Origin of the sequence: Maricaulis sp. MIT060901 (assembly GCF_047123815.1) — a bacterium.
In the GTDB taxonomy this organism is placed as follows: domain Bacteria; phylum Pseudomonadota; class Alphaproteobacteria; order Caulobacterales; family Maricaulaceae; genus Maricaulis.
In genome coordinates, this window is record NZ_CP138920.1 from 650,645 (window position 1) to 676,294 (window position 25,650).

Annotated in this window: 23 protein-coding genes and 2 tRNA genes; 8 read left to right on the forward strand and 17 right to left on the reverse strand. The window is 60.4% G+C overall.

Annotated features, from left to right (window positions below; translation table 11 throughout):
• Window positions 1-256: 256 nt before the first annotated feature.
• Window positions 257-688, reverse strand: coding sequence for a DoxX family protein (locus tag SIC17_RS03340; RefSeq protein ID WP_291893739.1), 432 nt, complete (start codon window positions 686-688; stop codon window positions 257-259).
• Between the two features lie 129 nt (window positions 689-817).
• On the opposite strand from SIC17_RS03340, the gene SIC17_RS03345 reads away from it, so the two are divergent.
• Genes SIC17_RS03345 through SIC17_RS03355 form a run of 3 tightly spaced genes read left to right on the forward strand, consistent with a single transcriptional unit; the run spans window position 818 to window position 4,801 of the window.
• A complete protein-coding gene (locus SIC17_RS03345; RefSeq protein ID WP_291893744.1) occupies window positions 818-2,128 on the forward strand; it encodes an MFS transporter in 1,311 nt (436 codons plus the stop codon).
• Window positions 2,112-2,513, forward strand: a complete 402-nt coding sequence (msrB, locus tag SIC17_RS03350; RefSeq protein WP_291893747.1) for a peptide-methionine (R)-S-oxide reductase MsrB — start codon at window positions 2,112-2,114, stop codon at window positions 2,511-2,513. The genes SIC17_RS03345 and msrB overlap by 17 nt, the downstream gene beginning before the upstream one ends.
• A gap of 50 nt (window positions 2,514-2,563) precedes the next feature.
• Window positions 2,564-4,801, forward strand: a complete 2,238-nt coding sequence (locus SIC17_RS03355; RefSeq protein WP_412546948.1) for a S9 family peptidase — start codon at window positions 2,564-2,566, stop codon at window positions 4,799-4,801.
• Window positions 4,802-5,109: 308 nt separating this feature from the next.
• On the opposite strand, the gene SIC17_RS03360 is transcribed toward SIC17_RS03355, so the two are convergent.
• From SIC17_RS03360 to SIC17_RS03410, 11 genes are all read right to left on the reverse strand, one after another.
• Window positions 5,110-5,718 carry an energy transducer TonB gene (locus SIC17_RS03360; protein WP_291893753.1) on the reverse strand — a complete coding sequence of 203 codons (609 nt, stop codon included), beginning with the start codon at window positions 5,716-5,718 and terminating at the stop codon, window positions 5,110-5,112.
• Between the two features lie 186 nt (window positions 5,719-5,904).
• Window positions 5,905-6,534 carry a hypothetical protein gene (locus SIC17_RS03365; RefSeq protein WP_412546393.1) on the reverse strand — a complete coding sequence of 210 codons (630 nt, stop codon included), beginning with the start codon at window positions 6,532-6,534 and terminating at the stop codon, window positions 5,905-5,907.
• A gap of 11 nt (window positions 6,535-6,545) precedes the next feature.
• A complete protein-coding gene (locus tag SIC17_RS03370) occupies window positions 6,546-7,985 on the reverse strand; it encodes a hypothetical protein (RefSeq protein WP_412546394.1) in 1,440 nt (479 codons plus the stop codon).
• Window positions 7,986-8,179: 194 nt separating this feature from the next.
• Window positions 8,180-9,697, reverse strand: a complete 1,518-nt coding sequence (locus SIC17_RS03375) for a tetratricopeptide repeat protein (protein ID WP_291893762.1) — start codon at window positions 9,695-9,697, stop codon at window positions 8,180-8,182.
• Window positions 9,698-9,831: 134 nt separating this feature from the next.
• Entirely contained in the window at window positions 9,832-10,449 is a 618-nt protein-coding gene (locus SIC17_RS03380; RefSeq protein WP_291893765.1) for an energy transducer TonB, read from the reverse strand.
• A gap of 11 nt (window positions 10,450-10,460) precedes the next feature.
• Window positions 10,461-10,865 carry an ExbD/TolR family protein gene (locus tag SIC17_RS03385; RefSeq protein ID WP_291893768.1) on the reverse strand — a complete coding sequence of 135 codons (405 nt, stop codon included), beginning with the start codon at window positions 10,863-10,865 and terminating at the stop codon, window positions 10,461-10,463.
• Window positions 10,866-10,881: 16 nt separating this feature from the next.
• Window positions 10,882-11,295, reverse strand: a complete 414-nt coding sequence (locus SIC17_RS03390) for an ExbD/TolR family protein (RefSeq protein ID WP_291893771.1) — start codon at window positions 11,293-11,295, stop codon at window positions 10,882-10,884.
• A 2-nt stretch (window positions 11,296-11,297) separates the two neighbouring features.
• Window positions 11,298-11,825 (reverse strand): MotA/TolQ/ExbB proton channel family protein, encoded by a 528-nt coding sequence (locus tag SIC17_RS03395; RefSeq protein ID WP_291893774.1) that lies wholly within the window; start codon window positions 11,823-11,825, stop codon window positions 11,298-11,300.
• 14 nt (window positions 11,826-11,839) lie between these two features.
• Window positions 11,840-13,225: a MotA/TolQ/ExbB proton channel family protein gene (locus SIC17_RS03400; protein WP_291893777.1), complete on the reverse strand. Its 1,386-nt coding sequence runs from the start codon at window positions 13,223-13,225 to the stop codon at window positions 11,840-11,842.
• Between the two features lie 24 nt (window positions 13,226-13,249).
• Complete coding sequence (locus tag SIC17_RS03405) at window positions 13,250-14,008, reverse strand: DUF3450 domain-containing protein (protein WP_412546395.1); 759 nt, start codon at window positions 14,006-14,008, stop codon at window positions 13,250-13,252.
• A gap of 559 nt (window positions 14,009-14,567) precedes the next feature.
• Window positions 14,568-14,642, reverse strand: a tRNA-Gln gene (locus SIC17_RS03410).
• Window positions 14,643-14,845: 203 nt separating this feature from the next.
• Between SIC17_RS03410 and SIC17_RS03415 the strand changes: the two genes are divergently transcribed.
• Together SIC17_RS03415 and sppA are read left to right on the forward strand one after the other, a co-directional pair.
• Window positions 14,846-14,922, forward strand: a tRNA-Pro gene (locus SIC17_RS03415).
• A gap of 205 nt (window positions 14,923-15,127) precedes the next feature.
• The gene (gene sppA / locus SIC17_RS03420) at window positions 15,128-16,912 is read left to right on the forward strand and encodes a signal peptide peptidase SppA (protein WP_412546396.1); all 1,785 of its coding nucleotides are present in this window, start codon (window positions 15,128-15,130) and stop codon (window positions 16,910-16,912) included.
• An 82-nt stretch (window positions 16,913-16,994) separates the two neighbouring features.
• Here the strand turns inward: sppA and SIC17_RS03425 are convergent, their stop codons facing one another.
• Window positions 16,995-18,239 carry a DUF3667 domain-containing protein gene (locus SIC17_RS03425; protein WP_291893786.1) on the reverse strand — a complete coding sequence of 415 codons (1,245 nt, stop codon included), beginning with the start codon at window positions 18,237-18,239 and terminating at the stop codon, window positions 16,995-16,997.
• Between the two features lie 68 nt (window positions 18,240-18,307).
• A complete protein-coding gene (locus SIC17_RS03430; RefSeq protein ID WP_291893789.1) occupies window positions 18,308-19,930 on the reverse strand; it encodes a peptide ABC transporter substrate-binding protein in 1,623 nt (540 codons plus the stop codon).
• Between the two features lie 128 nt (window positions 19,931-20,058).
• Between SIC17_RS03430 and SIC17_RS03435 the strand changes: the two genes are divergently transcribed.
• Window positions 20,059-20,724, forward strand: a complete 666-nt coding sequence (locus tag SIC17_RS03435) for a hypothetical protein (RefSeq protein ID WP_291893792.1) — start codon at window positions 20,059-20,061, stop codon at window positions 20,722-20,724.
• A gap of 70 nt (window positions 20,725-20,794) precedes the next feature.
• Here the strand turns inward: SIC17_RS03435 and SIC17_RS03440 are convergent, their stop codons facing one another.
• Both SIC17_RS03440 and SIC17_RS03445 read right to left on the reverse strand, forming a co-directional pair.
• Entirely contained in the window at window positions 20,795-21,703 is a 909-nt protein-coding gene (locus tag SIC17_RS03440) for an ABC transporter permease subunit (RefSeq protein ID WP_291893794.1), read from the reverse strand.
• Window positions 21,700-22,632 carry an ABC transporter permease gene (locus SIC17_RS03445; protein WP_291893796.1) on the reverse strand — a complete coding sequence of 311 codons (933 nt, stop codon included), beginning with the start codon at window positions 22,630-22,632 and terminating at the stop codon, window positions 21,700-21,702. Before SIC17_RS03445 ends, SIC17_RS03440 begins: the two co-directional genes overlap by 4 nt.
• Window positions 22,633-22,995: 363 nt before the next feature.
• Between SIC17_RS03445 and SIC17_RS03450 the strand changes: the two genes are divergently transcribed.
• Together SIC17_RS03450 and SIC17_RS03455 are read left to right on the forward strand one after the other, a co-directional pair.
• Window positions 22,996-23,937: a hypothetical protein gene (locus SIC17_RS03450; protein ID WP_291893800.1), complete on the forward strand. Its 942-nt coding sequence runs from the start codon at window positions 22,996-22,998 to the stop codon at window positions 23,935-23,937.
• The gene (locus SIC17_RS03455; protein ID WP_412546397.1) at window positions 23,938-24,846 is read left to right on the forward strand and encodes an MBL fold metallo-hydrolase; all 909 of its coding nucleotides are present in this window, start codon (window positions 23,938-23,940) and stop codon (window positions 24,844-24,846) included. It abuts the gene before it with no gap.
• On the opposite strand, the gene SIC17_RS03460 is transcribed toward SIC17_RS03455, so the two are convergent.
• Complete coding sequence (locus SIC17_RS03460; protein WP_412546398.1) at window positions 24,822-25,649, reverse strand: DUF1499 domain-containing protein; 828 nt, start codon at window positions 25,647-25,649, stop codon at window positions 24,822-24,824. The genes SIC17_RS03455 and SIC17_RS03460 overlap by 25 nt on opposite strands.
• Between the last annotated feature and the right edge of the window lies 1 nt (window position 25,650).

A 25,650-nucleotide genomic window follows, 5' to 3' on the forward strand; every position in this document is an offset into this window, starting at 1 on the left:
TTAAAAAATCGTGCGCGGGAGGGGGTGGATTGTCGGGAAAGGTTAGCTGGAGCAAGCCGATACAAAGATTGACATCAAATCTGTTGTCTCAATCAACGCTGCCGTCATCCCACGGTGGCTGCGAAGCAGACATCCGGGGGACCTCGGCTATCCTGTCGAGAGGCGAGCTGAGGTCACCCGGACAAGCCGGGTGATGACGGAGGTTTGTGGAGCAGAAAAGTACATTCCCGCCCATCAAGGGTAAGGAAGATCCACCCTACCCCTTGCCGATCACCGGCAGGTGCTCGCGGTCGATGACCGTCAGTACGGCGGACAGGCCCCCGAACACGACGGCCATGCCGAACAGCATGGGGCTGAACTCATAGCCACCACCTTCGGCAAAGGCGACCGGGGCATTGATGCCGAGCCATGGCGACAGGTGAAAGCCGATCGCGCCGCCAATCACGCCCAGTGACAAAAGCGCGCCGAGGCCGCGGAACTTGCCGGCGAAGACACCGACCAGCAGCAACACTGCTGCCAGGACTTCCGCCACACCGGTGGCAGTGCGGATCACGGGCTCGAACAGCTCGATCCCGGAATTGGCGGCCAGATAGGAGAAAACCGGATTGGAGGCGCCGAACTTCTGCGCGCCCATGAAGAGCATGAACAGCGCCAGCACCACGCTGCCACCCAGACGAACCATTTTCATTACAGTCACTCCTTGGCCTGCATCAGATGAATTTGCTTAAGCCCTACATGTTGCTAGACAGGACGCAATACCAATCACATTCCATCACGAGCGCTTGGCGGTCTCGTGAGGACAAACGGGAAAACTCAATTGCCGCTGTTTCGTCCCCTCGCCGGTAATCGCAAGCTGCGCATGCCGCCCTTCGGCGCATACCTGGTGCTGGTGGCGGGCTGGTTTTTCGGCTTCGGACTGCAGACCACCCTGTTTCCCGGCGTGATCACCTTCACCCTGATGGAAAGCCCGGAGCGGCTGAGTTTCGCCCAGGCCGCCCTTACCGCGCCCATGGCGCTCTTGCTGCCTGCGGCCGGCGTGCTCGCGGAACGCAAGGACCGGCGCGGCATCATCTTCTATTTCTACCTGTTTGCCGGCCTGTGCACGATCGGCCTCGCTTCCATGATGATGAGCGATATCCTGACCTATATGAACCTGGTCATTTTCGCCGCCCTGGTCGGTGTGGCCGGGGGATTCGTCATGCCGGCCCGCGACAGCGCCATCAATCCCATCGTGCGCATTTCCGCCAAGACCCGTCATGGCGGGATCGAGCTGCAGCGTGCGGTTGTCATGGCCTCTGCCGTCCAGTTCGGCGCCCAGATCGCCGGCATGGCCGCCGGCTATTTCGCCGCGATCACGGGCCCGGGCCCGCTGTTCCTGATGATGGGCGTGGGCCTGGTCATCGGTGGCCTGTCGGCCGCTTTCCTGCCGCGCCTGGGCTCGAAACGGAACAAGTCGACCGAACACCCGCTGCGCGACCTCAAGGACGGGTTGGATGCCGTTTTGCACTCGCCCGTGCTGATGCCGATGACGGCGATCATGGTGGCGATCGGAATTTTCATTGTCGGCGGCGCCTTCCTGGTGCTGATCCCGATTCTGATCCGTGATGCTTATGGCGGTGGATATCCCGAACTCTCCAGCCTGATGGTCACCTTCTGGCTTGGTGCCTTCGTGGCCAATGTCCTGCTGGTGAAATTCGGCCAGATCGAACGCCCGGGACGGGCGCTGATCGCCGCCCAGGGTGTCACCGTGCTCGCCGTAGGCGCCTTTGCCGCCCCCATTCCCTTCTGGTCGCTCTACGGTCTCGTCTTCGCCTGGGGGCTGGGCGCGGGCATCGCCATCTCGCTCAGCCGTTCTGTGGTCCAGGAACAGGCCCCGCCGGACAAGCTGGCCCGGGTCATGTCGGTGTACCAGCTGGGACTTTTTGGCGGCATGCCAGCGGGCATTTTGCTGATGGGGCCGATCGTCGGTGCCATTGGCGCACGACCAGCCGCCCTCATCCCGATGATCGGCCTGGGCCTGGTGCTGGTTCTCATTTGCGTCGCAACACCTATCTTGTCGGTGAAGCGCGCCGAACCGGTCGCGCTCAAACACGAGCCGAAGGAGAAAGATGATGCCGAGACTGAGTGATGCCGAAATCGCCACGCTGCGCGAGAAGCTGAGCCCGGAAGAAGACGCGATCGCTTTTGCCGAGGCCACCGAGTACGCCTTCTCCCACCCGCTCTACACCGAGAAACGCCCCGGTGAGTATCACTGCACGGTGTGCGGTGAATTCCTGTTTGCCGCCAATGACAAATACGATTCCGGCTCCGGCTGGCCCTCCTTCTCCCAGGTCGCGCGCCAGGGCGCGGTGGAGACCAAGGAAGACCTCAAGCTGGCCCTGCCACGCACCGAGGTGCATTGTGCCAATTGCGGCGCACATCTGGGACATGTTTTCCCCGATGGCCCCGGTCCTGATGGCCTGCGATACTGCATCAATGGGAACGTTCTGGATTTTCGACCCGCACAGGATTGAACGCCTTCGGGTCGGGGGAGAGTAAAGTGAAACACAGATTATCGACGACCATGCTCAGGGGCGTGGTGACTGGCTTTGCGGCCGTCACGCTGGCCGCCTGCAGCCAGGAGACTTCCATGAACTCAGAGACACCTCAAACGGCGAGCTCCGCCCTCATCGAGCGCGCCCGGGGGCTGGAAGCCCCGCAGGTGGAACAGCGCCCGGTGACCATTGAACAGGTCGGCTTCACACGTGTGGACGAATACCAGTGGATCAAGGACGAGAACTGGCAGCAGGTCATGCGCGAGCCTGACACGCTGCAGGAAGACATCCGCGCCGTGCTGGATGCCGAGAACGCCTATCTCGACGCCGTCATGGAGCCGACCGAGGCCTTGCAGGAGCGGATTTTCCAGGAGATCCGCGGTCGCATCAAGGAAGACGACAGCTCTGTCCCGCAGCCGCACGGCAATTATGAATACTTCACCCGCTATCGTGAAGGCGGCCAGTATCCGGTCTTCTCGCGCCGTCCGATCGACCCGGAAACCGGTGAGCCGACGGGCGAGGAAGAGATCCTCATCGATGGTGATGCCGAGGCCGGTGATTTCGACTATCTGGACTTTGGCAATGTCGAGCACAGCCCGAACCATGAATTCGTGGCCTATGCCGTGGATACACGCGGTTCGGAATACTATGAGATCATTATCCGCGAAGTCGCCACCGGTTCGGTCATCGCCACGCTGACGGATGAAAGCACCGGCGATTTTGTCTGGGCCAATGACAGCTCCACCCTCTACTGGGTGTGGCGCGATGATAATGGCCGCTCCAAGCGCGTCTATCGCCAGAACCGCGATGGCGGCACGTCCGAGCTGATCTATGACGAGGAAGATCCGGGTTTCTTCGTCAGCGTCGGTTCGTCTGACGGCGAGAACTACATCGTCATCAATGCCGGGGGTCACACCTCCAACGAGATCCGCGTCATCGACGCTGCCGATCCGGCCGGCGAGCCGGTGCTGATCGCGGCCCGTGAAGAGGGTGTGGAATACTATCTCACCGAAGCCACGGACCGTTTCTACTTCCGCACCAATGCGGACGGCGCCGTCGACTTCAAGATCGTCACCGCTCCGCTGGACAATCCGGGCCGGGAAAACTGGGAGGACTTTGTCGCCCACCGTCCGGGTGTGCTGGTCAATGGTGTGATCGGTTTTGAAGACTGGCTGGTGCGTACCGAGCGTGAAAACGCCCTGCCGCGCATTGTCGTGCACGAATACGCCACCGGCGAGGAGCACGAGATCGCCTTCGAGGAAGAGGCCTATTCGCTGGGCATGTCGGGCGGCTACGAGTTCTCCGTCGACCGCCTGCGTTTCTCCTATGAAAGCCCGTCCACGCCGGAAGAGACCTATGACTACAACATGCGCTCGCGTGACCGTGTGCTGCGCAAGCGGCAGGAAGTCCCCTCCGGTCACAATCCAGAAGACTATGTCGTACGCCGTATCATGGCTCCGGGTCATGATGGTGTGGAAATCCCGGTCACCATCCTGCATCACCGCGACACGCCGATCGACGGTTCCGCGCCGCTGATGCTCTATGGCTACGGCTCCTATGGCATCACCATCCCGGCCAGCTTCCGCGTCACCCCGCTCTCACTGGCAGATCGCGGCATGGTCTACGCCATCGCCCATATCCGTGGCTCCATGGCGCGCGGTTACCAGTGGTATCTGGACGGCAAGCTCGAGCTGAAGATGAACACCTTCCGCGACTTCGTCTCGGCCGGTGAGGCGCTGGCCGCTGAGGGTTACACCTCGCGCGGCAATATCGTCGCCTATGGCGGCTCGGCCGGCGGCCTCCTTGTCGGTGCAGCGGTCAACCTGCAGCCGGACCTGTTTGCCGGTGCCATTGCAGCCGTGCCCTTTGTCGACGTGATCAACACCATGTCCGACGCCGAACTGCCGCTGACCCCGCCGGAATGGCCGGAATGGGGTAATCCGATCGAGAGTGCCGAGGATTACCAGACGATGATCGAGTACAGCCCGTACGACCAGATCACCGAGACGGCCTATCCGCATATCCTCGCCACCGGTGGCCTGACCGATCCGCGCGTGACCTATTGGGAACCGACCAAATACGTCGCCCGCATGCGTGATCGCCGCACCGATGACGGTCTCACCCTACTCAAGATGAATATGGGTGCCGGCCACGGCGGCGCGTCCGGTCGTTTCGACAGCCTGCGCGAGGTCGCCCTCAACTGGGCCTTCGCCCTGATGGTCACCGGCCTCGCCGATAGCGAAGTCGAGGCCATCGCCGCGGAGTAACTTCGCTCCAAGGTTTTCAGGAAAGGCGCGGGCTGAATGGTCCGCGCCTTTTTTGTTCGCTGCGCTCACGCCCCCTCCCCCTCGCTTCGCTCGACCTCTCCCCGTGGGGAGAGGGATAGAGCCACCATCGCAAATCGAAGCCCTCCGGGCTTCGCAAGCGCGACCGCGCTCCGGCCGGTCAGGCCGCCCCGTCGGAGCCGCGAGCAAAGCGAGTTGGCGTGAGATAAAAAAATGCCCGCTGCGTTGCGACGACGCAGCGGGCGACCTGGTTCTCGCAAGACCACAGATACCGAGGACCAGGCTGTTGTTTACTGTTCCAGCGCGTAGAGCAATTGGGTGCGGGCACCCTGGAAGGTGATCGGCTGGCCGTTGCGGACCTGCGGGTTGTAACGCCAGCGTTCCACGGCCCTGACCGATGTGCGTTCAAAAGCGCGATTGGTGCAGGACAGGACGCGCACATTGGTCGTCGTACCATTGGGCAGGATGTCGAAAATCATGTCGCACTGCCCCTCGATACCGCGCTCCGCCATGAGGGTCGGGTAACTCGGATTGATGCGCACGACCGGTGTCGGATTGCCGTCGCGGGAAAAATTCACCTCGGTCGAGCTGAGCGTGGGTGAATCGATCGCCGGGACTTCATAATTCGTCGTCATGGCCGTGCTGTCTGGCACGGCGCGCTCCACCTCACTCGGACGAACCGCGGGTGGCGGATCAATCGTTTCAGCGTCCGGCATGGGTCGTGGTGTGCGAACTTCTGCGTCCGGGACTTCCAGATTCATCACGATATCGAGCTCTGGCGGCGCCTCCTCGAAGACCACCGGGCCGATATCGATCAGCGCCCGCATCATCAGGAAAAGGCCGACTGTTGCGCCTGCCGCCAGCGGCAGGACTAAGGGTGTTCTAAGTGCTGTATTCACGGTTCTACCTCCCCATGGGCAGATGCCGTCATGGCCCAACCGGGCAAACGCCCCGAAGCCTCGCCAGATCCCCGGATCAAAACCCCTCTGACCCGTCTGCCGAGGGCGACACGGCACTACAACTCAGCACCGCGTCGCATCCTCATCAGACCCCGGCCTCACGGCAAAAGCGTGCCGCGATTGAGATCAATTGTGATGATTTGGGGGAGAATTTGGGCGCTGTCTCGCGGCGATCAAACCGAGCTGCTCTCGCCAGGCCAGTAGCGTTGGGTGGACCACCTCCATAAGGGAGGCGTGGCCAACGACGTCAGCGAACTGATCAGGCAGCTCTGTCTCGGCATCCGTCAAACACGCCGTCGCCCGCAAATGGATGATCGTGTCGCGCACATTGCTGGCCCGAATGTACAGCTGGGCCAGATTGAAATGAACGCTCGCCGCCTCATCCGGGAACAGCATCCTGGTCGACACGGCCCGCTCCCAATAATCCAGAGACGCGTCCTGACGATCCAGGTTGTAGTAAGCGCCGCCGAGATAGACGTAAGCCAGTGCCCTGGTCCGCGCATTCAGCTCGTATGCCCCGAAAGCGGGTTGGGCCAGCGCATGTTCCAATTCCAACACGGATTGCCGCAAGTCCTCAGGGTGAGGGCGCAGAATTACATCAAGAACTTCTCGTGCGTACGGAGTCTGCAAAGCGTCAGCGGCAATCGTTTCCGTCACCAACGGATCAGGGGCGATCCGGGGGCGACACAAGTCACCGTGTACCGGATCTCCACTGAACAGCCCAACGGCCAACGCCATTCCCAACACGCCGAACATGCCCCTCGTTCCTACAAAAACCCCTGCCAGTCCGGCAGGCGTTCGCCCAGGCGGTTGAAATAGGTCCCGCATTCACTGGGCAGTTCGAACACACGGCGGTTGTCGTCCGTGAACTCGGTTTCATCGGTGGGCACCGATCGCCGTTCCGCCTCCAGCCAGATCTCGCAGCGTTCGATCGCCGTCACGTGCACCAGCTCCTCACCCCGACGGATGATGGCGATGCGGCGTTCGATAAAGTCGATCCAGCCCTGGGCGGTCGCACGCGAATACTCCCAGCTCAAGGCGCGTTCAAACGCGTCGATGGCGCCGACAAAATCATGTTGTTCATATCGCGCATTGCCGATCAGCGTCATGGTGTCGCCGGGGCGGCGGATATTGCCCTGTTCGAGCGCCTGCTGGAACATCACCTCGGCTTCCGCATATTCCGCGCGCTGATAGAGGGCCTCGCCGAGCGCCTCGTAGTCCGGGCCGAAGCCGGTCGTGGTTGCGACACGATGCAGAACCGGCAGGGCGCGATCCCATTCGCGGGCCTGACGCCAATAGCTCGCCAGCATGCGCAGATGATCCGGAGTTTCCTCGATCCGGCCGGAATTGATCTCGCGGGACATGATGTCCGCCGCCCGGTAGGGATAACCATTGAAGGCATAATACTGGACCAGCCGGATCAGCTCATCATTCTCGCTGAGCAGGCCATTGTTATACATGATAACATTGACGTTGAAGGCTTCCTCGACCCTATCCTGGCGGCCCAGCAGGGCAGCCCAGCGGGACCAGTAGCGCTTTTCCTCCGGCCAGCGCTCGACCATGTCCACGATCAGCGCCAGCTGGTCACCCTCCATGCCGAGATTTTCGAAATAGAAGAGCAAGAGGGAATAATGGTTCTGCCGCCGGTTGTCGGCGAGATCGAAGGCCTGGCGCGCAAAGGGCAGTCCGGAGGCGTAATCCTCCATCTGGCCATAGGCCTGGGCCATGCGCATGGCGATATCGGCACTGAGCGGAGCGCCCAGGGCAAGCGCGGTCTCGATCATGTGCGTGCCACCGCCATAATCCGCCTCGCCGATCAGCAATTGCCCGGCATTGAGACGCAATGTGTTGTCTGCATCGACACCGAGCGCGCCCAGATCGATCGCGCGCTGCCAGTCCTCCACGGCACGCAAGGGCTGTTCCAGCTCGTAGAAGACACGACCACGCAATTGCAGCACGGTCGCCTCCTCGAAGGGCTGTAGCCGGCCCTCCTCCAGCAAGGCTGTGTATCCATTGGCCGCGTCCAGCCAGAGCCCTTCCTGCTCGGCTTCGATATAGCGCAGGATTTGGTCACCCACGCGCGGACGCAGGACCTGGTTTTCCTCGGCAGTCTGGAATTCAAGAGCACTGGCCGGTGCAGCGGCCAGAATGAGCGCGAACGCGCTTAAGACACCGGCCCAGCCGGCGTGACGGGTCTGTCCCATCATGTGCACCTCCCCAATTCATGACACGAACTCCCCAGCCCCGGTGCATGCTGTCATGATGTGGAAAGCCTCGCGTCATCTGATGGCGAGAATAAGGCGCGCAGAAATTGCAAAGGGTGAACAGTGTATACCGGACATAGAAAAACGCCCCGGCGACAGGGCCGGGGCGTTGATCCAAAAGCCTTGGTGACAGCGGTCTAGCCGTTATCGCTTTCCGCGGCAGCGTCATTGGACGCAACTTCGTCAATCGGCTCGCCAAAGCGGTTGAAGAAGGGCTGGCAGCGCTCGGGAACATCAATGTTCACGCGGCCTTCCTCGTCAACGTCACCGAACAGGCGCGCACCATTGACCAGGTCGGTCACGGTGAAGCCGCACTCGTCACGGGCAATCTGGCGGCGCAGGCGGGCACGATCGGCCTCACCATTGATCTCCGCACGGATGAAGGTCGCCCAGCCGTTCGCCGTCGAACGCGCATAGGGATAACGCGAACCTTCCTGGAAGGCGGCGATCGCAGACTGGCGACGGCCCAGCTCGTAACGCACCGTGCCGAGCAGGTTCCAGGTATCGCCCGGACGGTTGATACCGCCACGGTTCAGGGCTTCCTGGAAAGCGGTCTCGGCTTCGGACAGCTGGTCCTCCTGGTAGAGGGCCTCGGCCAGTTTCACCCAGTCATCACCTTCACCAGTCAGCTGTGCCAGCTGACGCAGAACCGGAATTGCCCGCTCCCACTCACGCGACTGACGCCACATATTGGCCAGCAGGTTGAGATTGGCCTGGTCACGATCCACACGGCCCGCATTCATCTCGCGCTCGAGAATGACAGCGCCCCGATAGGGATATTCGAAGAAGGAATAATACTGCGCGACCCGCTCGATCTCGGGACCTTCATTGAGCATGCCGTTGATGTACATGATCTTGTTGGCTTCGAACGCGTCCGTTTCACGACCCGTCTGAGCCAGCAGGGATGCGTAGGACGTCCAGTTGCGCTTCTCGTCAGGCCAACGGGCGACCATCGCCTCGACGATTTCCATCTGCTGCGGAACCATGTCCATCTGCTGATAGTAGAACAGCATCAGCGAATAGTCGCCGCGTGTCCGTTCCGCGACCGGGCGCAATTCCCAGAAGGTCTCGGCCCAGCGCAGGCCGTCGGCATAACGTTCAGCCTGGGCGTAGGCCTGGGAGAGCATGCGGGCCAGCGGCGCCGTGATGATCTCGTCGCCGGCATCACGAATGGCCGACTCAAGCGTGCTGATACCCTGGTCGTACTGGCCTTCGGTAATGTAGAGCTGGCCGATATTGATACGCAGGTTCGCAATCTCGGAGCGCAGCATAGCGCCGGTCGTGATCGCGGTTTCCCAGTCCGTAATCGCCCGCTGAACCTGTTCCTGCTCATAATAGGCACGACCGCGCATTTGCAGCGCGATGGAACGTTCATAGGGGTTGATACTATTGTTCCCGAGCGCGCGGTTCAGCGTCACGATGGACTCTGCAAAGAGTTCCTCGGCCTGCTGGTTCTGCGCCTCGAGCACGATTTCACCGATCGCGGCGGAGAAGACGCGTTCCGCAGCATCTTCTTCCGATTGCTCGGCATCACGGCGATTGCGGCGCTGTGCGTCAGCGTCGGAAACAGCCGTTCCGAACAGCACACCGGCAAGCACGATCATCGACGCAGAGCGCGTGAATTTCGCTAGATCGAATCCGTCAAAACGGGTCATCGATGGCTCCTTCATACCAGTCCCTCTCCCTGGACCGGTGCTTTCTGGCGCCTTGGCGTCGTCTGGAACAGACGGGCCGCGGGGCCGGAAGATGAGGTGGTCCGCCCAGTGGCGAGACCACCCCTGACTACATCTTAATCCGCAAGTTCGAAGTTGAACTGGGTTTCCACGCCGCGACGTGCGACCGGAACACCGTTTTCGACCTTGGGATTATAACGCCAGCGCTCGACAGCACGGATGGATGCACGTTCGAACATGGAACTGGAACAGTTCATGATCGTGACATTGGTCGGCGTACCGTCCGGTGTCACATCGAAACGTACAGCACAGGTTCCCTCGACACCCCGCTCCGCAGCACGCGGCGGATATTGCGGCTCGATCCGGACCAGCGGCTGGGCATCACGGTCGGAGACCGAGAAGCTTACGCTGTCAGAACCCAGCTGCGGCGTGTCGAATTCCGGGATCTGACCCACGATGGTGTCAAGACCTTCGGTCGGCTGTTCGGCGGCCTGGCGTTCGATCTGCGGCGGCGGGGGCGGCGGATCAATCTGATCCACATCGTCAATCGTGGTGTCACGACGACGCGCTTCCACCTCTGCAACCTCGTCATTGATCGAGATGCGGAGGTTTTCACCTTCCTCGCCAATATCAACTTCATCGGGAACGATGAGGTTGTACATGATCACGAAAAGACCAATCGTCACCAGGGCGGCAATCGGAACACCGATAACGAGACGAATAATACTTCCCATCATTCCTCTCCTTATTCCTGCAGGGTCGAGATCGTGACATCCACACCCATCTCCAGGAGCAGGTCCTGGACATCGAGGATGACACCGATTTCGGCCTCTTGGTCGCCCTGAATGGTAGCCCGGGCACGCGGGTTCTCTTGCAGAAGCTGCTCGATCACCGTGCGAAGCTCGGCCTGTTCATAGGCGCGGCGATTGACCCAGATCTCGCTCTCCGACGTGACGGCGACGAGCATGGACGGGTTGAGATCGTCTTGCGTCACGGCCTCGGGACGGAGCGGATCCACCCCCGGTTCCTTGATGAAGACGGATGTGACGATGAAAAAGATGAGGAGGATGAAGACGACGTCCAGCATGGGCGTCATATCCAGTTCAACATCACTATCGTCTGTTGATACTCGGCTAGTGCGACGAGCCATTAACTCACCTCCCCGGCTATTGCTGTTGACCGCTTGCGCGGCTCAGCGAGACCGGCACACCGTTGGCAGACATGTCATCCCAAATCCGAACGATGATGCCGTGGGAGGCTTCATCATTGGCTTCGATCAGAACTGCACTGCCGGCAGACTCGGCACGGAAACGGTTCACGGCTGAAATCACACGGTCGACATCGGTCCGCACGCGGTTGACGAAGATATTATTGTCCTCGTCCACCTGGACCACGATCGGTGACGGCGCATCCTCCGGCGGCGGAGCATCGCTCTCCGGCGGCGGCTGCATGTTGATGCCTTCCTCGTTGAGGAAAGTAGCCGTTACGATGAAGAAGATGAGCAGGATGAAGACGATGTCGAGCATCGGCGTCATGTTGACTTCTGCCTGTTCATCTCCCTGTTGCTTGCGACGACGCATGGCTAGGCCTCCTCAATCTCGAGATCGCCGGCAAGAACCGCTACGCGGCGCTTTGCCATTCTCTCGATGTAATTGGCGAGGATGAGCCCCGAGAGGGACGCCACCATGCCAGCCATGGTCGGGATCGTCGCACGCGATACACCGGCCGACATGGCCTGGGCATCTGACGATCCGGAAATGGACATTACGTCAAAGACTGAGACCATGCCGGTCACTGTCCCCAACAGTCCGAAGAGCGGCGCTACAGCGACGAGCGTCTTGATGAGCTCGACATTCTGATCGGCGCTTGCCTTGACCTCCGAGATGAGCTGGTCGCGGATCGCGTGTGCATACCAAGTCTTCTTGTCTGCACGTGCGGCCCACTCCCGCTTCGCTCTGTCTGCATCACCCTTCTGGGCGAGGAAGAAGTAAGCGAAGCGCTCGAGCATGAAGGCCCACATTACAAAGGTCGTAAACATGATGACGACCAGAACGGGGCCCCCGCGTTCGAGGAACTCCTGAAGGCCGGAATATACGGCCTGGAAATCCATCGTGCTTCCTCCGATCAGCCGTTGGATTCTTCAGCGTGACGAGCGACCAGACCAGCGGCCTGCTCTTCCAGGACAGCCTGGACACCACGCGCGAAGCTGGCTGCGAAGCTGTGAATGAACAGCAGCGGAATGGCAGCAATAAGGCCAAGCACCGTGGTCATCAGGGCTTCCGAGATACCACCGGCCATTACGCGCGGGTCACCCGTACCGAAGAGGGTAATCTGCGTGAAGGTCTTGATCATACCGGTAACCGTACCGAGCAGACCCAGCAGCGGAGCAATACCGGCAGCCAGCTTCAGGAAGTTCAGACCGAAGTCGAGCTTCGGCGTTTCCTGCAGGATGGCGTTGTCGAGCTTCAGCTCGATCGTCTCGGTGTCACGATCCTTGACGGATTCATAAGCGAGCATGACACGGCCCAGCGGGTTGGACTTGGATGCCTTGGACTTGCGCTTCTGACCGCTGACAGCAGCTTGCGTCGTGAACAGCATGAAGATGCGGAACAGACCGAAAGCAGCAGACAGGACCAGCAGGCCGATGATCACCAGACCAACATTACCGGACTGGTCGATACGCTCGGAAATATCCGGAACGTCCTTGTAGATGTCGAGAAGCGGTCCACGGGACGGGTCGAGCACGCCCATGACAACTTCACCGGCATCAGCGCTGTACATGGCAGATGCACCGGACACGAACTGTGCCGGGGGCTGGCGAGCCAGGTCGGACAGACGCCAGATATTGGTGCCATCTTCCTGGGACCACAGCGCGAAACGCTGATTGTTGTTGTGGTTGGACCAGGCAACAAACGGACCAACACGGGTAACCGTGGTCGGCTCACCGCCATTGACGCCGTAGACAACGCTTTGGAAGTTCACAACGCGCTGCTGCTGGATCATTTCCTCGATCACGCGGCGCGGGATGAAGTCCAGCTCGGCACGCGTCGGCAGAACATTGGAGTTCGCCAGAGAATCAAGGGCGTCAGCACGACCCGGGAATTGAGCGGAAACAATCGAGCTGTCGATCTGAGCGGCAAATTCGCCGGCGACCTGGCGAGCGGTACCGAAGACTTCACCGAACGCACCCTGGCGCTGGCGAAGGATGTCAGCCTGCTCGTCGATCGCGATCTGGTTGGCGTCGAACTGAGCGGACAGCTGATCCGCCTGACGCTCGAGCGCCGACAGTTCACCGCGAGCCTGAGACAGCAGTGCGGACTGCTGATTGCGCGAGCCGGTGAACTCGTTGAGGCGCTGCTGGTTTTCCTGGCTGGCTTCACGCGTGTCCTGACGGACGCGGTTCAGCAGCTCGTTAAGAGACGTGGCCGGCTGCGTCTGTGCGACAACGCCGGAGGACAGGGCAACGCCGAGAGACATTGCAGCTGCGAGAATTTTCATCGTCGTTTTCATCGTTCTACTCTCCGAACCTGACCGTTATTGCGCGGCCGACGGGCCCGGAAGCGGGACCAGGAAGACAGACGGGGTCGTGACTTCTTCCGCGATGCGGAAGGCACGGTTTACGTTGGACAGGGCACTGGACGGAACGTCCTGGTAGCCGGAAGCACCTGCATAGAGGATCGAGAGGCTCTGGTCCGTGCGAGACTTGCGGATCAAGGCAACGCGGCCGATGCGCAGTACGTCAACGATCACCGGAGCGCCGTCTTCGAGAACCGTTTCCTCGAACACGACAACGGAGCGGCCGTAGGACGCTTCGATTTCATAGGCGTTCAGGATCACGCGATAGCGCTCGGCCTGGGAGACCTCGGCATCGTCAACGAGCTCGTAGAGACGCTCGATGCGAGCGCGGCGACCATCTTCACCTTCAAGGTTGAAAGGCAGGTCGAGGTTCACAAACTGGTCAAGCTGCACAACCATTTCACGCATCATCGGAGCGAGGTCACGCTCGATATTGTCAACGCGTTCGATCTGCTGCTGCAGGGAGGTCAGCTCGTTCTCCTGCGAACGGATGAAAACCTGCTGCTGTTCAACGAACAGGCGCTGGGATTCGATCTGCTGCAGCAGAGCGCGATATTCCAGTTCAATGTCCGTACGCTGGTCATCGAGTCGATCGACCTGCTGCTGGGTCTCACGACCGTTATTCGTGCTCTGCTCTGCAACGTCCAGCGTCTGGTTGAGCACCGCGCTTTGCGCGCTAGCGACACCCCCAAAGGCTGCCGTCGCAACCGCCGCCATAAGCGACGCGCGAACCAAATTCTTCAAGTTCACCATTTCTCGCCTCACAATGGTCAATGCGGGTCCCCATACGAGATTCCCGCTTACTAATTTCGTGCTGAACCGGCGTCAGCCTGCCGGTTTGGCCCCCTACCCTAAATTCAAACGGCACTGCCGCCGTCGTCTATAACGCCGACATAGCGCTTATTTCTGGATGAGTGGTTACCGAGCCTGTTGAAACTGCAGTTCACTCACATCGCGATGGTTGCTCCACCGACTCATAGGCGCAGACACGCCGCTTGAAATTTGGATGAACGCTAACACCAGCAAAGTGCGGCGATCAATAGAGCAATGTGGGCGGAACCGTCCCATAACTGCGCTTTTTCGGCCCAAATTCGCCTGACAGGACGCGCAATTTTCGTGAACTCGCCTGCAGATAGCAGATTGCGAAAGCTTGAAATCTGCCTGTGGCTACAATGATAATTTATCCATCACCCGTGTCTCAAAGAGCACGAAAACGGGCACAAACATTAAATTTCAGGCCTCGCCTGAAAAACGCGTACAAATTTTCTTGAAGAGTTGGCTGGGGCACCAGGATTCGAACCTGGGAATGTCGGTACCAAAAACCGATGCCTTACCACTTGGCGATGCCCCAACCGGTTCCGCGTTTCCAGCGGAGCGGGCTAAATAACGACTCGGCTCAAATGATGCAACGGGTCTGTGCGGTAAAATGCCGTTCAATTGCAGACGCGTGCTCAAATACCAGTGCAATCGGCCACTGCTGCACTTCATGTGCGGCTGGCTGATATTAGCGCGTTGCACCTACCAACATTGTTGGCTATAAGCCGCGCCTCGGTTCGGAGTGTAGCTCAGCCTGGTAGAGCACTGTCTTCGGGAGGCAGGGGTCGTGAGTTCGAATCTCGCCACTCCGACCATTCATTTTCCCGCCCTTCATCAACATCCCCTGCGGCCTTTCGGTCACGCTGTGCGATATTGATTCGTGCGTGGACACATTCCCTCGCAATCCCCCTCGACCGTGCCGTTCAGGAGCACTAGTTTCCCTCCAAAGGCGGACCGGATCTTGCAGTTTTCTGGTGCAAGCCGGGCGGATCGCTGTGTCAGCGACATTAAGGGGTTAAAATGAAACAGTTCTGGATCACCTTCTTTGGTTCGATCTTTGGTGTGATTGTCGGGTCAGTTCTGGCCGTCATCGTATTTACGATCATGTTGTTCTCGCTCTTTGCGTCAGCCATGAGCAGCGCAGAGAAAGAAGTGGCGCTGCCGGTCGACGGCATCGTGCTGGAGCTGGATCTGCGGACCGGCCGTCTCGACAGCCCGTCGAGCTCGCCCTTCGCCTTTTCCGAGCCGCTGTCTGTCGTGGACGTCGTGCGCACGCTGGAGCGCGCCGAAGCCGATGAGCGCGTCCAGGGCCTCTTCATCCGCGCCAACGAATTCGGCATGTCCCCGGCCACCGCCGAGGAAATCCGCACCGCGATCACCAATTTCCAGGCGAGCGGTCGTTTTGTCATGACCCACGCCCAGGGTTTTGAAGGCACGTCACTGACCGGATACTATGCCGTTGCTGCGTCCGACGAGATCTGGCTGCAGGATACGGCCAGCTTCACGCCAGCGGGCCTCGCTGCCGAAATCACCTTCCTGGGCGGCCTGTTCGACCAGTTCGATGCGGTGCCCCAGTTCGAACAATTCTATGAGTACAAGAACGCTGCCAACCAATACGTCGAAACCGGCCTGACCGAAGCGCATCGTGAGGCCATGACCTCCTACATGACCTCGATCTATGACACGGCCGTTGCCTCGATCGCTGATGATCGCGATCAGTCTGTCACCGATATCACCGGCGTTTTTGAAACTGCACCGCACACGGCCGAGACCGCTCAGGAAGCGGGCATGATCGACCGCCTTGGCCACGTCGTGGAAGCCCGCGAAGCGGCCCTCGCCCGTGCGGGCGCAGGCTCCAGTGCCGTGTCCATCTATGACTACGCCCAGGCACCGGCCGACTTCAGCTCGGCTCCGGTCATCGCCCTCATCGAGGGCCAGGGCGCCATCGTCACCGGTTCCGGCGCAGCCGGTCCGTTTGGCGGCACGGACATGATCGGCGGCGACGCGATGTCCGAGAACATCCTCGCGGCAGCGGAAGACTCGAATGTCCGCGCCATCGTCATCCGCGTTGATTCCGGTGGCGGTTCCGCAATCGCCTCCGACCAGATCTGGCACGCCGTCATCCGCGCCCGCGAAGCCGGCAAGCCGGTTGTCATCTCCATGGCCAATGCGGCCGCGTCGGGTGGTTACTACCTGGCCGCGCCGGCGGACTACATCATTGCTCACGCCACCACCATCACCGGTTCCATCGGTGTTCTGGGGGGCAAGGTCGATCTTTCCGGCACCTATGCCCGCCTGGGTCTGAACACTGAGTCTGTTTCCGTCGGCGGCGAGTATGCAACCGCATTCTCGGGCCAGCAGAGCTGGACGGAAAGCCAGCGCGAGGCCTATCGCACCCAGATGGAAGACATCTACGAGGACTTCACCTCACGCGTGGCCGATGGACGTGACCTGCCGCTCGAGCGCGTGCTGGAAATTGCCCGTGGCCGTGTCTGGACCGGCGCCCAGGCGCTGGACCTGGGTCTGGTCGACGAGATCGGCGGCTTCCGTGACGCTATTGGCGCCGCCAAGGAACTGGCCGGTATCGCACCGGAAGGTGAGATCCGCCTGCGCCGCTATCCGGAACCGCTGACCGGTTTCGAGGCCTTCCAACAGCTGTTCGGCGTTTCCGCTGACAGCGCCGAGGCCATGGCACGCATGAATGCGCTGATGGACCTGCCGGAAGTCCAGGCCGCCGTGGAAGCACGCCAGCAGATGGATGCCCGCGGCGTCCAGCTCCGCTCTACGGCCCCGCAACCGCGCTAGGCCGAACGCCATATCCAAAAAGAAAGGGCCCGCTGATCGGCGGGCCCTTTTTTGTGACACGTTCTTGTGGAGGCGTGCCGCCCTAGCCGCTGAGAAAGGCAAGGAACAGCGCGATGATCGTGCCAATAGCCAGCAGGATCGAATAGGCGAAGTTGAGCACAATCACCCGCAAGGCCGATGAAAACCGGCCATGATCATAAACCCGCCGGTGTATCCGGTAGAGGTAGAAATTCGACCATATCAACAGGATGAATATCGCCCAGCCGGCACCGATGATGGCTGAAATCCCCATTGTGACCAGCATGAACAGGTACAAGAAGGCATGGAAATGCAATGAAACGACCATGTGATCGTAGAAAAAATAGCCGCGCTTGTAGAAATGCATGAAGGCCAGCAGGAAGCCGTATACCGGCACCATGATGAACATCACGCGCGGGATCCACTTTTCCAGCTCACGCCGCATCAGCTGGCCGTCGTCGTTGATCACGCTCTCGGCCTGGTCCGCCAGGAAACGGCGAATCTCCAGCGGCATGTCTGATATATCTTCGCCGACACTGACCGAGACTCCCTCTTCCAGCTCGATCACGCCGCCCGGAACCGCCTCGGCATCACCTTCATCTGAGGTTTCAGCTACCAGTTCGGGGTACAGTTCAGGGACCAGTGCGACACGCACGCCATTGATCGCGCTTTCTTTCCAGTTCTCTTCCTGCGCAGCTTGCACAACGGGGTCAGAGGCAACTTCGGCAAGCGCTTCGCGCCCCGCTTCGGCTGCTGAAAGCGCCTGGTCTATCTCCTCCCCCGACATGCCGGCAGCTTCCATCTGCTCCCGCGCCGTCACCAAGCCCTGTTCGACAGCTGCCTGCTGAGCCTCGATCTCAGCAGCAGTCGGAGCATCTCCGAAATCCATATTCGTCGCACCGAACACGACCAAGAAGAACAGAACACTCGCCGTCAGATAGAGACGGAACGGCATCACATAACGTGCGCGCACGCCGGACAGGTATTGGCGGGTGATATGGCCGGGGCGGTAAAGCAGCGGCGGGATGGTGCGCCACATGCGGCCTTCGAAACCGAAAAGACCGTCAAAGATCTCGGTCAGCAATTCCCACACCGGTCGATGGAAACTGTCCGCCGTCTGGCCACAGCTGTGACAGACCGGCCCCGACAATTGCGTGCCGCAATTCGAGCACGTGCCCTCGGCTGTGGGAGACTGGAATGCGCTGTCGCGATTCCGCTTGGTACGTTTGGACGCGTGGATCGCGTCCTCGATCTCGCCGGCTCCAGAGCCGGCGATAATCGCATCAGTTACTGTGTCTGCGCCCGACATATCCCTACCCCGACCTGCGCTATACTTGCGTACAGGCTAGGTCGGGTCGGGATTGTCTGCAAGGCGACTTATTCTGCTGCTTCGACGTCGTTGAAGCAGATGTAGCGCGAACGGTGGATGTTGACGACATTGTCGACCCAGCCTGTGACGCGCGGGCTGACCAGGTTCTTGTTGACATAAAACACGATCGGAATGATCGGCATGTCATCAATCATCATCTGTTCCGCCTGGGCCATCATCTGGCCACGGGCCGCCAGGTCCAGCTCCTGGTTCGCGGCTGTGACCAGCGCATCATATTCCGGATTGTTATAGCGCGAGTAATTCATCGGCACTGACCGGAACTCCGCCAGGAAGAGGAAGTTGTACGGGTCATTATAGTCCGCGATCCAACCGCCATCAGCGACCTGGAAGTCGGAGGCGCGCAGATTGTCGTAATGGATCTGGGTATCGTTGACGATCAGCTCGGGGATGACCCACTCGGCGATTGACGACCAGTCATTCTGCACGACCGGCGCAATACGCGGATTATCGCCCGTCGCCCGGTAGGTGTATTCGAAACGCAGCGGATTGTCCGGGCCATAACCGGCCGCCTCGAGGATCTCGCGCGCGGTTTCACGGCGCTGCTCAACCGGAATATTGGACCAGCTCGCAGCCACACCGCCCGGATAATTGGCCACGCCCGGCGGCACCATGGAATAGGCCGGCGGCTGACCGGCCTGGAGAATTTGTTCAGCGATGAAGGTCCGGTCGATGGCCATGCCCAGCGCATTGCGGACCTGGGCATCCTCGAACTGTTCCAGCTGGGTGTTCAGGGAGAAGTAGATCGTACCCATGAACGGATGAACGCGGACATATTCAGGGATTTCGCGCATCAGGAAGTCGAGCTGCTGGCCCGGGAATTCCATGTTCAGGTCCAGCTCGCCATTGCGAACGCGGCGGCTGGCCGCGCTGTTATCCACCGTCGGATAGAAGAAGACTTCATCCAGGCAGACATTCGAGTTGTCGAAGAAGTTCTCGTTGCGCACCAGGTGTACGTAGTTGTTCGTGCGCCAGTCAGAGAGGCGGAAGGCACCATTGGACTGGATGTTTTCCGGGCGCACCCATTCATCGCCATACTGTTCAACCACGTGCTGCGGCATCGGGAAGGCCGTGTAGTGCGTCAGCAGGCCCGGCAGGTAGGGCGCCGGATTTTCCAGGGAAATCTCCAGCGTCCGGTCGTCAATCGCACGAACACCGATCTGGTCCGGGGAGATCTCACCACGGCTGGCTGCGGCAATGCCCTCGATCGGGAACAGCAGCGAAACATATTGGGCGCCGGTCTGCGGATCGGAAATACGACGCAGGGAGAACACGAAATCGCTGGCCGTGACCGGCTCGCCATCCGACCAGAGAGCTTCACGCAAGGTGAAGGTCCAGGTCAGGCCGTCCTCGGCAACTTCCCAGCTCTCGGCCATGCCCGGAATGGGCGAACCGCTGGCATCCTCGGTGAACAGGCCGACGAACATGTCGCCGATGATATTGTTCTCCCAGGTGCCGCTGGCACGGTGCGGGTCAAGCGAAAGAGGCTCGGCATTGTTACCGCGGTGAAGCGTAACGGAATCACTATTGTTCGGCTGTCCGCCGCCGCAGGCCGCCAGGGCCAGCAGTGATGTGGTTACAAGAGCGGCTTTGATGATACGATTGCGCAGCACGGTTTCGGTCTCCCCTCCGACACGTGAAAAATGATTTCAGCGGTAGTTCTAGACTATCGTCGCCAAGTGGTCGACAGTCGCACACCGCTTGTGAATGGCAAATAAACGCCCGTACTGGAGTGTCAATGATGAATTCCCGCCTTTCGATCCTGCTCGCCTGCTCGACGGGCCTGACCGCACTGATTGCGGCACCCGCGCTGGCACAGGACAATACGCGCGATGCCCTGATCGCCTGCCGCGGCGAGAGCGACAGCCTTGCTCGCCTGGTTTGTTACGATCGCATCGTGGAACAGATGTCCCGTGACAGCCAATTCGGTCAACGCGAATCGCGTGTCGCTGACGCGGCCGGGGCCGCCGCAGAGGCCGCACCGGAACGCCGCCGCCTGATCCCGCGGGTTCGTCTCCCCGGTTTTGGCAATCGTGACGAGGAACGCGCCGTCGCCGAAGCCGATCGCGGAGATGACGCCGTCGCGGAGTTCGGCTCGCGCCCGGTGCGTGAACCATCCCTGGCCGAAAGCGATATCGGGGGCGAGTCCCAGGTCGTCGAGCGCAATCGCGATGGTACGCCGGATACGGTGCGCATGCCGATCGCCAGCTATCGCGTTGTGGGTCTGGGCACGCATATCTTCACGATGGAGAACGGACAGGTCTGGCGTCAGACCGACGAGCGTGGCGTTCGCATTCCGCGCGGCGACATCTATGCCGAGATCAGCGAGGCTGCGCTGGACAGCTACATGATGCGCATCAACGGCCAGGGCCGTTCCATCCGCGTCCGCCGCGTCGACAACCGCTAGCCGACACAGGCTTTCCACAAAAGAAAAGGGCCGCTCGATGCGGCCCTTTTTTTCATGTCCGGGGATGCGATCAGCGATCCTTGGGATCGATCGCGTCGCGCAGGCCATCACCGATGAAGTTCAGGCAGAACAGCGTGATCATCATCGTCACAGCCGGCACGATCAGCGTCCACGGTGCGACTTCCATGTCCTGCGCACCTGTCGAGATCAGGCGACCCAGCGAGGTCAGCGGTTCCTGGACACCCAGGCCCAGGAAGGACAGGAAGCTCTCGGCCAGGACCACAACCGGGATCATCAGCGTCACATAGACCACAACCGGGCCCAGCACGTTCGGGATGATGTGGCGCTGGATGATCTTGCCACGCGAGACACCTGCGGCCTCGGCCGCCTCGACAAATTCCATCTTGGCCAGGGCCAGGGTCTGGCCACGCACGATGCGCGCCATGGTCAGCCATTCAACCGCGCCGATGGCGACAAAGATCAGGACGATATTGCGCCCGAACACGACCATCAGGATGATGACGAAGAAGATGAAGGGCAGCGAATACAGGATGTCGACAAAACGCATCATGATCTGGTCGATACGCCCGCCGACAAATCCGGCTGTCGCCCCCCAGGTCACACCGATGACCAGCGAGACAATGGTGGCGACAACGCCCACCATCAGCGACACGCCCAGTCCGACCAGCGTGCGGGCCAGAAGGTCCCGCCCCTGGGCGTCCGTGCCCAGGATGTGCCAGTTGTCCAGGGTCGGCGCGATGGACACACGATCACGATAGATCGTGTCATAATCATGCACCCAGATGCCCAGCTGGCCGATAATCGCCAGCACGACCAGCACGCCCAGGATGAACATCGAGGCCACAGCGGCCTTGTTGCGCATCAGGCGCGTGCGGGCATCATCCCAGAGCGAACGGCCCCGGACCGCCGCCTTGGTCAGCATTTCTTGTTTTTCCTTGGGATTGACGATCGTGGTCATGAGTCGAACTTCACCCTCGGATTGAGCACGCTGTAGAGCAGGTCTGCCAGCAAATTCAGGAATATGATCAGGCTGGCGTAAACAACGACAACGCCCATCACCAGCGTATAGTCACGCTGCAGGGCGGCATCGACGAAATACGCGCCCATGCCCGGCAGCTGGAAGACACGTTCAATCACCAGCGAGCCGGAGATCACTGCGGCAGAGGCCGGACCGAGATAGCTGACCAGTGGCAGAACCGCGGAGCGCAGGGCGTGGCGGACCATGACCGCCGGGGCCGACAGGCCCTTGGCACGGGCGGTGCGGATATAGTTGGAGCGGATCACCTCGATCATGCTCGCCCGCATCAGGCGCGCAATGATGGCGATCTGTGGCAGGGCCAGCGTGATCACTGGCAGGACCAGCACACTCAGCCCATAGCGATTGAAATTGAGACCGCCCGTCGGCAACAGGTTCATGTACAGACCCAGCACAAGGGCCAGGATCGGCCCCATGACAAGGGGCGGGATACTGACCCCGATCATGGCGAAACCCATAACTGCATAGTCGCTGGACTTGTTCTGGCGCAGCGCGGCAATGGCGCCCAGCAGCGTGCCGACAAACACGGCGAGCAACATGGCCAGCGAGCCGATCATGATGGAGACAGGGAAACCCTCGCCGATCAATTCCGCGACGTCCTTGTCATGGAATTTCAGCGACGGGCCGAGATCGCCCTGGGCCAGATTAACCATATAGTCGAGATATTGCTTCCAGACCGGTTGATCCATGCCATAGCGCTCAAGCAGGCGCTCACGGATCTCGTCCGGCATCGGCCGCTCAAGGTCGAAGGGACCGCCTGGCGCGACCTTCATCATGAAGAAGGCCAGAGCCGTAATCACAATCAAAGTCGGGATGGCGACGAGTAATCTTCGCAGTACAAAGGAAAACATATATTGTGACGCAGCTCTTCAAATCAGGCGTGCAGTTTCAATTTCAGGGCGCACTTGTCAATCAACCGGATGCCGTTGCACCGCAGCATCTGTTGCGCTTATAGGTGCAATTGATACAGATCGGCTGCTTGAACGGTCGGGCTGCATCGCTACCCAGACCATGTTAAATGCGAGTATCGCAACAAAAAGCCACGCCAATCGCAGTAATCGCCTGTTGAGAAACTTCGCCACCTTCACATTCACCTTTCTGTGATCTTGCTAACCTGCTAGCAAGATCTGGGCCGGGTGTGATGCGGTGTGATTTGCAGGCACAATGCGAATTCCCATATTGGACGTGTCGCGCGGAGTAGAAGGATATCAGCCATGCACAGCGCGCTGTGGTGGAAGGATTTCGAATATTCGAACGGTATCGTCACCGTGAAGAAGACGGGTGCGCGCCTGCCGATCGAGCCCGGTCTGATCGGTGAGGTGCTCAACTGGTTCCCGTTTTACTTCGTGGTGGAGTCCTGGAGGCTGAAAACCCCGTCCCAAACCGGGCCACGTATCTGGTTCGCGCCGGACCGTCCCCGCCCCTGGTATCTGATCTGGAGTGTGCTGCACGCTGCGGGCGCCTCGATCGCCAAACAACCGTCTGAGGCCGATGTCGTTTTCTACTTTGATGACAGCACCACCTGCGACGACACTCCGGTGCCGCCGGGCGCCCATGTCATCAACCGCCACTGCGCCAGCATCGCCAAGAGCCATGTCACCAAGGTGTTCGAGGAAGTCTTCGGCTATTCGCTGAGCGTTGATCCGACCAGCTGCACAGGCGCCATGGTGATGAAGTCGGAAAAGAACGGCGCCCATGACGGCCGTATCGTCCAGGGTCCGTGCGAACCGGTCGAGGGCTATGTCTATCAACGGGTCATCGACAACCGCATTGAACGCGGCCTGGTCGAGGATCTGCGCTGTCCAACCATTGGCGGACGTATTCCGCTGGTCCTGCCCAAGCGTCGCCGGGTCGAGGATCGTTTTTCCAACTCCAATGACGAAGTCCTGATCACCGATACGGACCAGGTCCTTTCCCGCGATGAACAGGACATGCTGGCGCGCTTCACCCGCGCCATGGGCCTTGACTGGGGCGGCCTCGATGTTTTGCGCGACCGTACGGACGGCCGTCTCTACGTCGTCGATGTGAACAAGACCGACATGGGTCCACCTATCGCAATGTCACTTGATGATAAAATCCGCGTGACACGGCGTTTGGCCGACGCGTTTTTGGAGTATCTGGAAGCTTCAACTTCCAATGCTCGGGAACTCAACTAAATGACAAGTATTCCTTTTGTGCGCGATTTCGACTTCGAGTACGGCCGCTGTGACCAGCTGTCACCGCTGATCCGTCGCGTCGTTGCACAAAATCCTGGCCCCTTCACCTATACCGGCACCGGCGTCTACATCATCGGTACGGATGATGTTGCGGTCATCGATCCCGGCCCGGTGCAGGACGATCATATCGCCGCGCTCGACAAGGCGCTGGAGGGCCAGCGCGTCACCCACGTCTTCGTTACCCACCACCACCTGGACCATTCCCCGCTGGCCCATCCGCTGGCGAAGAAACATGGTGCCAAGGTCTACGGCTTCGGCCCGCAGAACATTGCGCCGACCGGTGGCGAGGTCCGTCTCGAGGCCGGGGATGATGTCGGTTTCCAGCCGGACGTCCAGATCAATGACGAGCAGGTGTTTTCCGGATCCAACTGGTCCATTCGCGCCCTGCACACGCCGGGACACACCTCCAACCATGTCTGTTACGCGCTGGAAGAGGAAAACACCCTGTTCTGTGGCGATCATGTCATGGCCTGGTCGACTAGTGTGATCTCTCCGCCTGATGGTTCGATGGGGGATTATCTGCGCGAGCTCGCCCGTATTCGCGACAATGGGTATGACCGCCTGTGGCCGACCCATGGCCCGGCTGTCGAGACCCCGTCAGAGTTCATCCAGGCCTATATCGACCACCGCCTGCAACGCGAGGAACAGATCCTGGTCCGGCTGCGTGCCGGCCAGGAGAACATCCGTGACATGGTTTCGGTGATGTATGCCGATGTGGACAAGCGCCTGCACCCGGCAGCCGCCCACTCCGTGCTGGCCCACATGATCCACCTGGTGGAAACCAACCGTGTCATCTGCGATGGCGCAGCCGACCTGCAGGCCCGCTATTCACTGCCGGTGCCCGCCTGAGCACCGGCCTCGGCCCAGGCATCGACATCCGTCGGCTCGACCTGAACCGCTTCCAGGAAGGCGGCGACACGGTGTGCATTGCGCCCGAGGTCATGCATCTCGCGACGTGACAGTGAACGCACATCGATGATCGAGCCCTCACCCTCCTCGGTCTCGCGCACCCGCACGACAATGTCGTCGGTAAAGCCGAACCAGAAACTCTCCGCAGTGGCCTCGAACATGCCTGCAGAATGGGAGGCGGCACCGACATGCCAGCCCATATCCCGCGCCGTCAGCAAGGCCCGGCGGAAAGCCGCTTCCGGATCCATGTCCAGGTAAAGGCTTGCCAGTTCAGGGTAATATTCCGCCTGGGCGTCGGCATAGGCCCGCCCCTCAGCATCGGTCTTGGTCGCGTAGTCCAGCCCCTGGTCACTGGCCAGACGGCGCCGAACATTGGACTGGGTAAACCCGGGCGGGTCCTGGGTATCGGTGGAGATATCCACGAGATAGGGCGTCTCGCCGCGCTGATCGAGGGTCAACGTCATCCAGCCAATGCCGACAACGCCCATCACGACCGCCCACACCGGGGTGGCGATCACACCAAAGGCGCGTTTCGTCAGGATGCGGTGGGCAATGATCACGCCCAGCGCCAGCACGCCCGACACGATCGAGGTCAACAGCACGCTCAGACCAAGCTGGTTGATCATCACGCCCAGGCCGAGTTCCCAGTTGATGAAATCGAATTTCACCCCGAAAGAGGCCAGGGCGAACCATGCGGGTACGAGCAGCATCAACAGGCCGCACCACCACGTAAGCACAGACACA

Coding starts and splice junctions, on each gene's coding strand:
- SIC17_RS03425 (WP_291893786.1), bottom strand. CDS start 18,239: ATGTCGGGCGCAGACACAGTAACTGATGCGATTATCGCCGGCTCTGGA.
- SIC17_RS03445 (WP_291893796.1), bottom strand. CDS start 22,632: ATGTTTTCCTTTGTACTGCGAAGATTACTCGTCGCCATCCCGACTTTG.
- sppA (WP_412546396.1), top strand. CDS start 15,128: ATGAAACAGTTCTGGATCACCTTCTTTGGTTCGATCTTTGGTGTGATT.
- SIC17_RS03405 (WP_412546395.1), bottom strand. CDS start 14,008: ATGGCGGCGGTTGCGACGGCAGCCTTTGGGGGTGTCGCTAGCGCGCAA.
- SIC17_RS03440 (WP_291893794.1), bottom strand. CDS start 21,703: ATGACCACGATCGTCAATCCCAAGGAAAAACAAGAAATGCTGACCAAG.
- SIC17_RS03390 (WP_291893771.1), bottom strand. CDS start 11,295: ATGCGTCGTCGCAAGCAACAGGGAGATGAACAGGCAGAAGTCAACATG.
- SIC17_RS03370 (WP_412546394.1), bottom strand. CDS start 7,985: ATGATGGGACAGACCCGTCACGCCGGCTGGGCCGGTGTCTTAAGCGCG.
- SIC17_RS03455 (WP_412546397.1), top strand. CDS start 23,938: ATGACAAGTATTCCTTTTGTGCGCGATTTCGACTTCGAGTACGGCCGC.
- SIC17_RS03385 (WP_291893768.1), bottom strand. CDS start 10,865: ATGGCTCGTCGCACTAGCCGAGTATCAACAGACGATAGTGATGTTGAA.
- SIC17_RS03395 (WP_291893774.1), bottom strand. CDS start 11,825: ATGGATTTCCAGGCCGTATATTCCGGCCTTCAGGAGTTCCTCGAACGC.
- SIC17_RS03435 (WP_291893792.1), top strand. CDS start 20,059: ATGAATTCCCGCCTTTCGATCCTGCTCGCCTGCTCGACGGGCCTGACC.
- msrB (WP_291893747.1), top strand. CDS start 2,112: ATGCCGAGACTGAGTGATGCCGAAATCGCCACGCTGCGCGAGAAGCTG.
- SIC17_RS03340 (WP_291893739.1), bottom strand. CDS start 688: ATGAAAATGGTTCGTCTGGGTGGCAGCGTGGTGCTGGCGCTGTTCATG.
- SIC17_RS03400 (WP_291893777.1), bottom strand. CDS start 13,225: ATGAAAACGACGATGAAAATTCTCGCAGCTGCAATGTCTCTCGGCGTT.
- SIC17_RS03365 (WP_412546393.1), bottom strand. CDS start 6,534: ATGTTCGGCGTGTTGGGAATGGCGTTGGCCGTTGGGCTGTTCAGTGGA.
- SIC17_RS03355 (WP_412546948.1), top strand. CDS start 2,564: ATGCTCAGGGGCGTGGTGACTGGCTTTGCGGCCGTCACGCTGGCCGCC.
- SIC17_RS03375 (WP_291893762.1), bottom strand. CDS start 9,697: ATGACCCGTTTTGACGGATTCGATCTAGCGAAATTCACGCGCTCTGCG.
- SIC17_RS03380 (WP_291893765.1), bottom strand. CDS start 10,449: ATGGGAAGTATTATTCGTCTCGTTATCGGTGTTCCGATTGCCGCCCTG.
- SIC17_RS03450 (WP_291893800.1), top strand. CDS start 22,996: ATGCACAGCGCGCTGTGGTGGAAGGATTTCGAATATTCGAACGGTATC.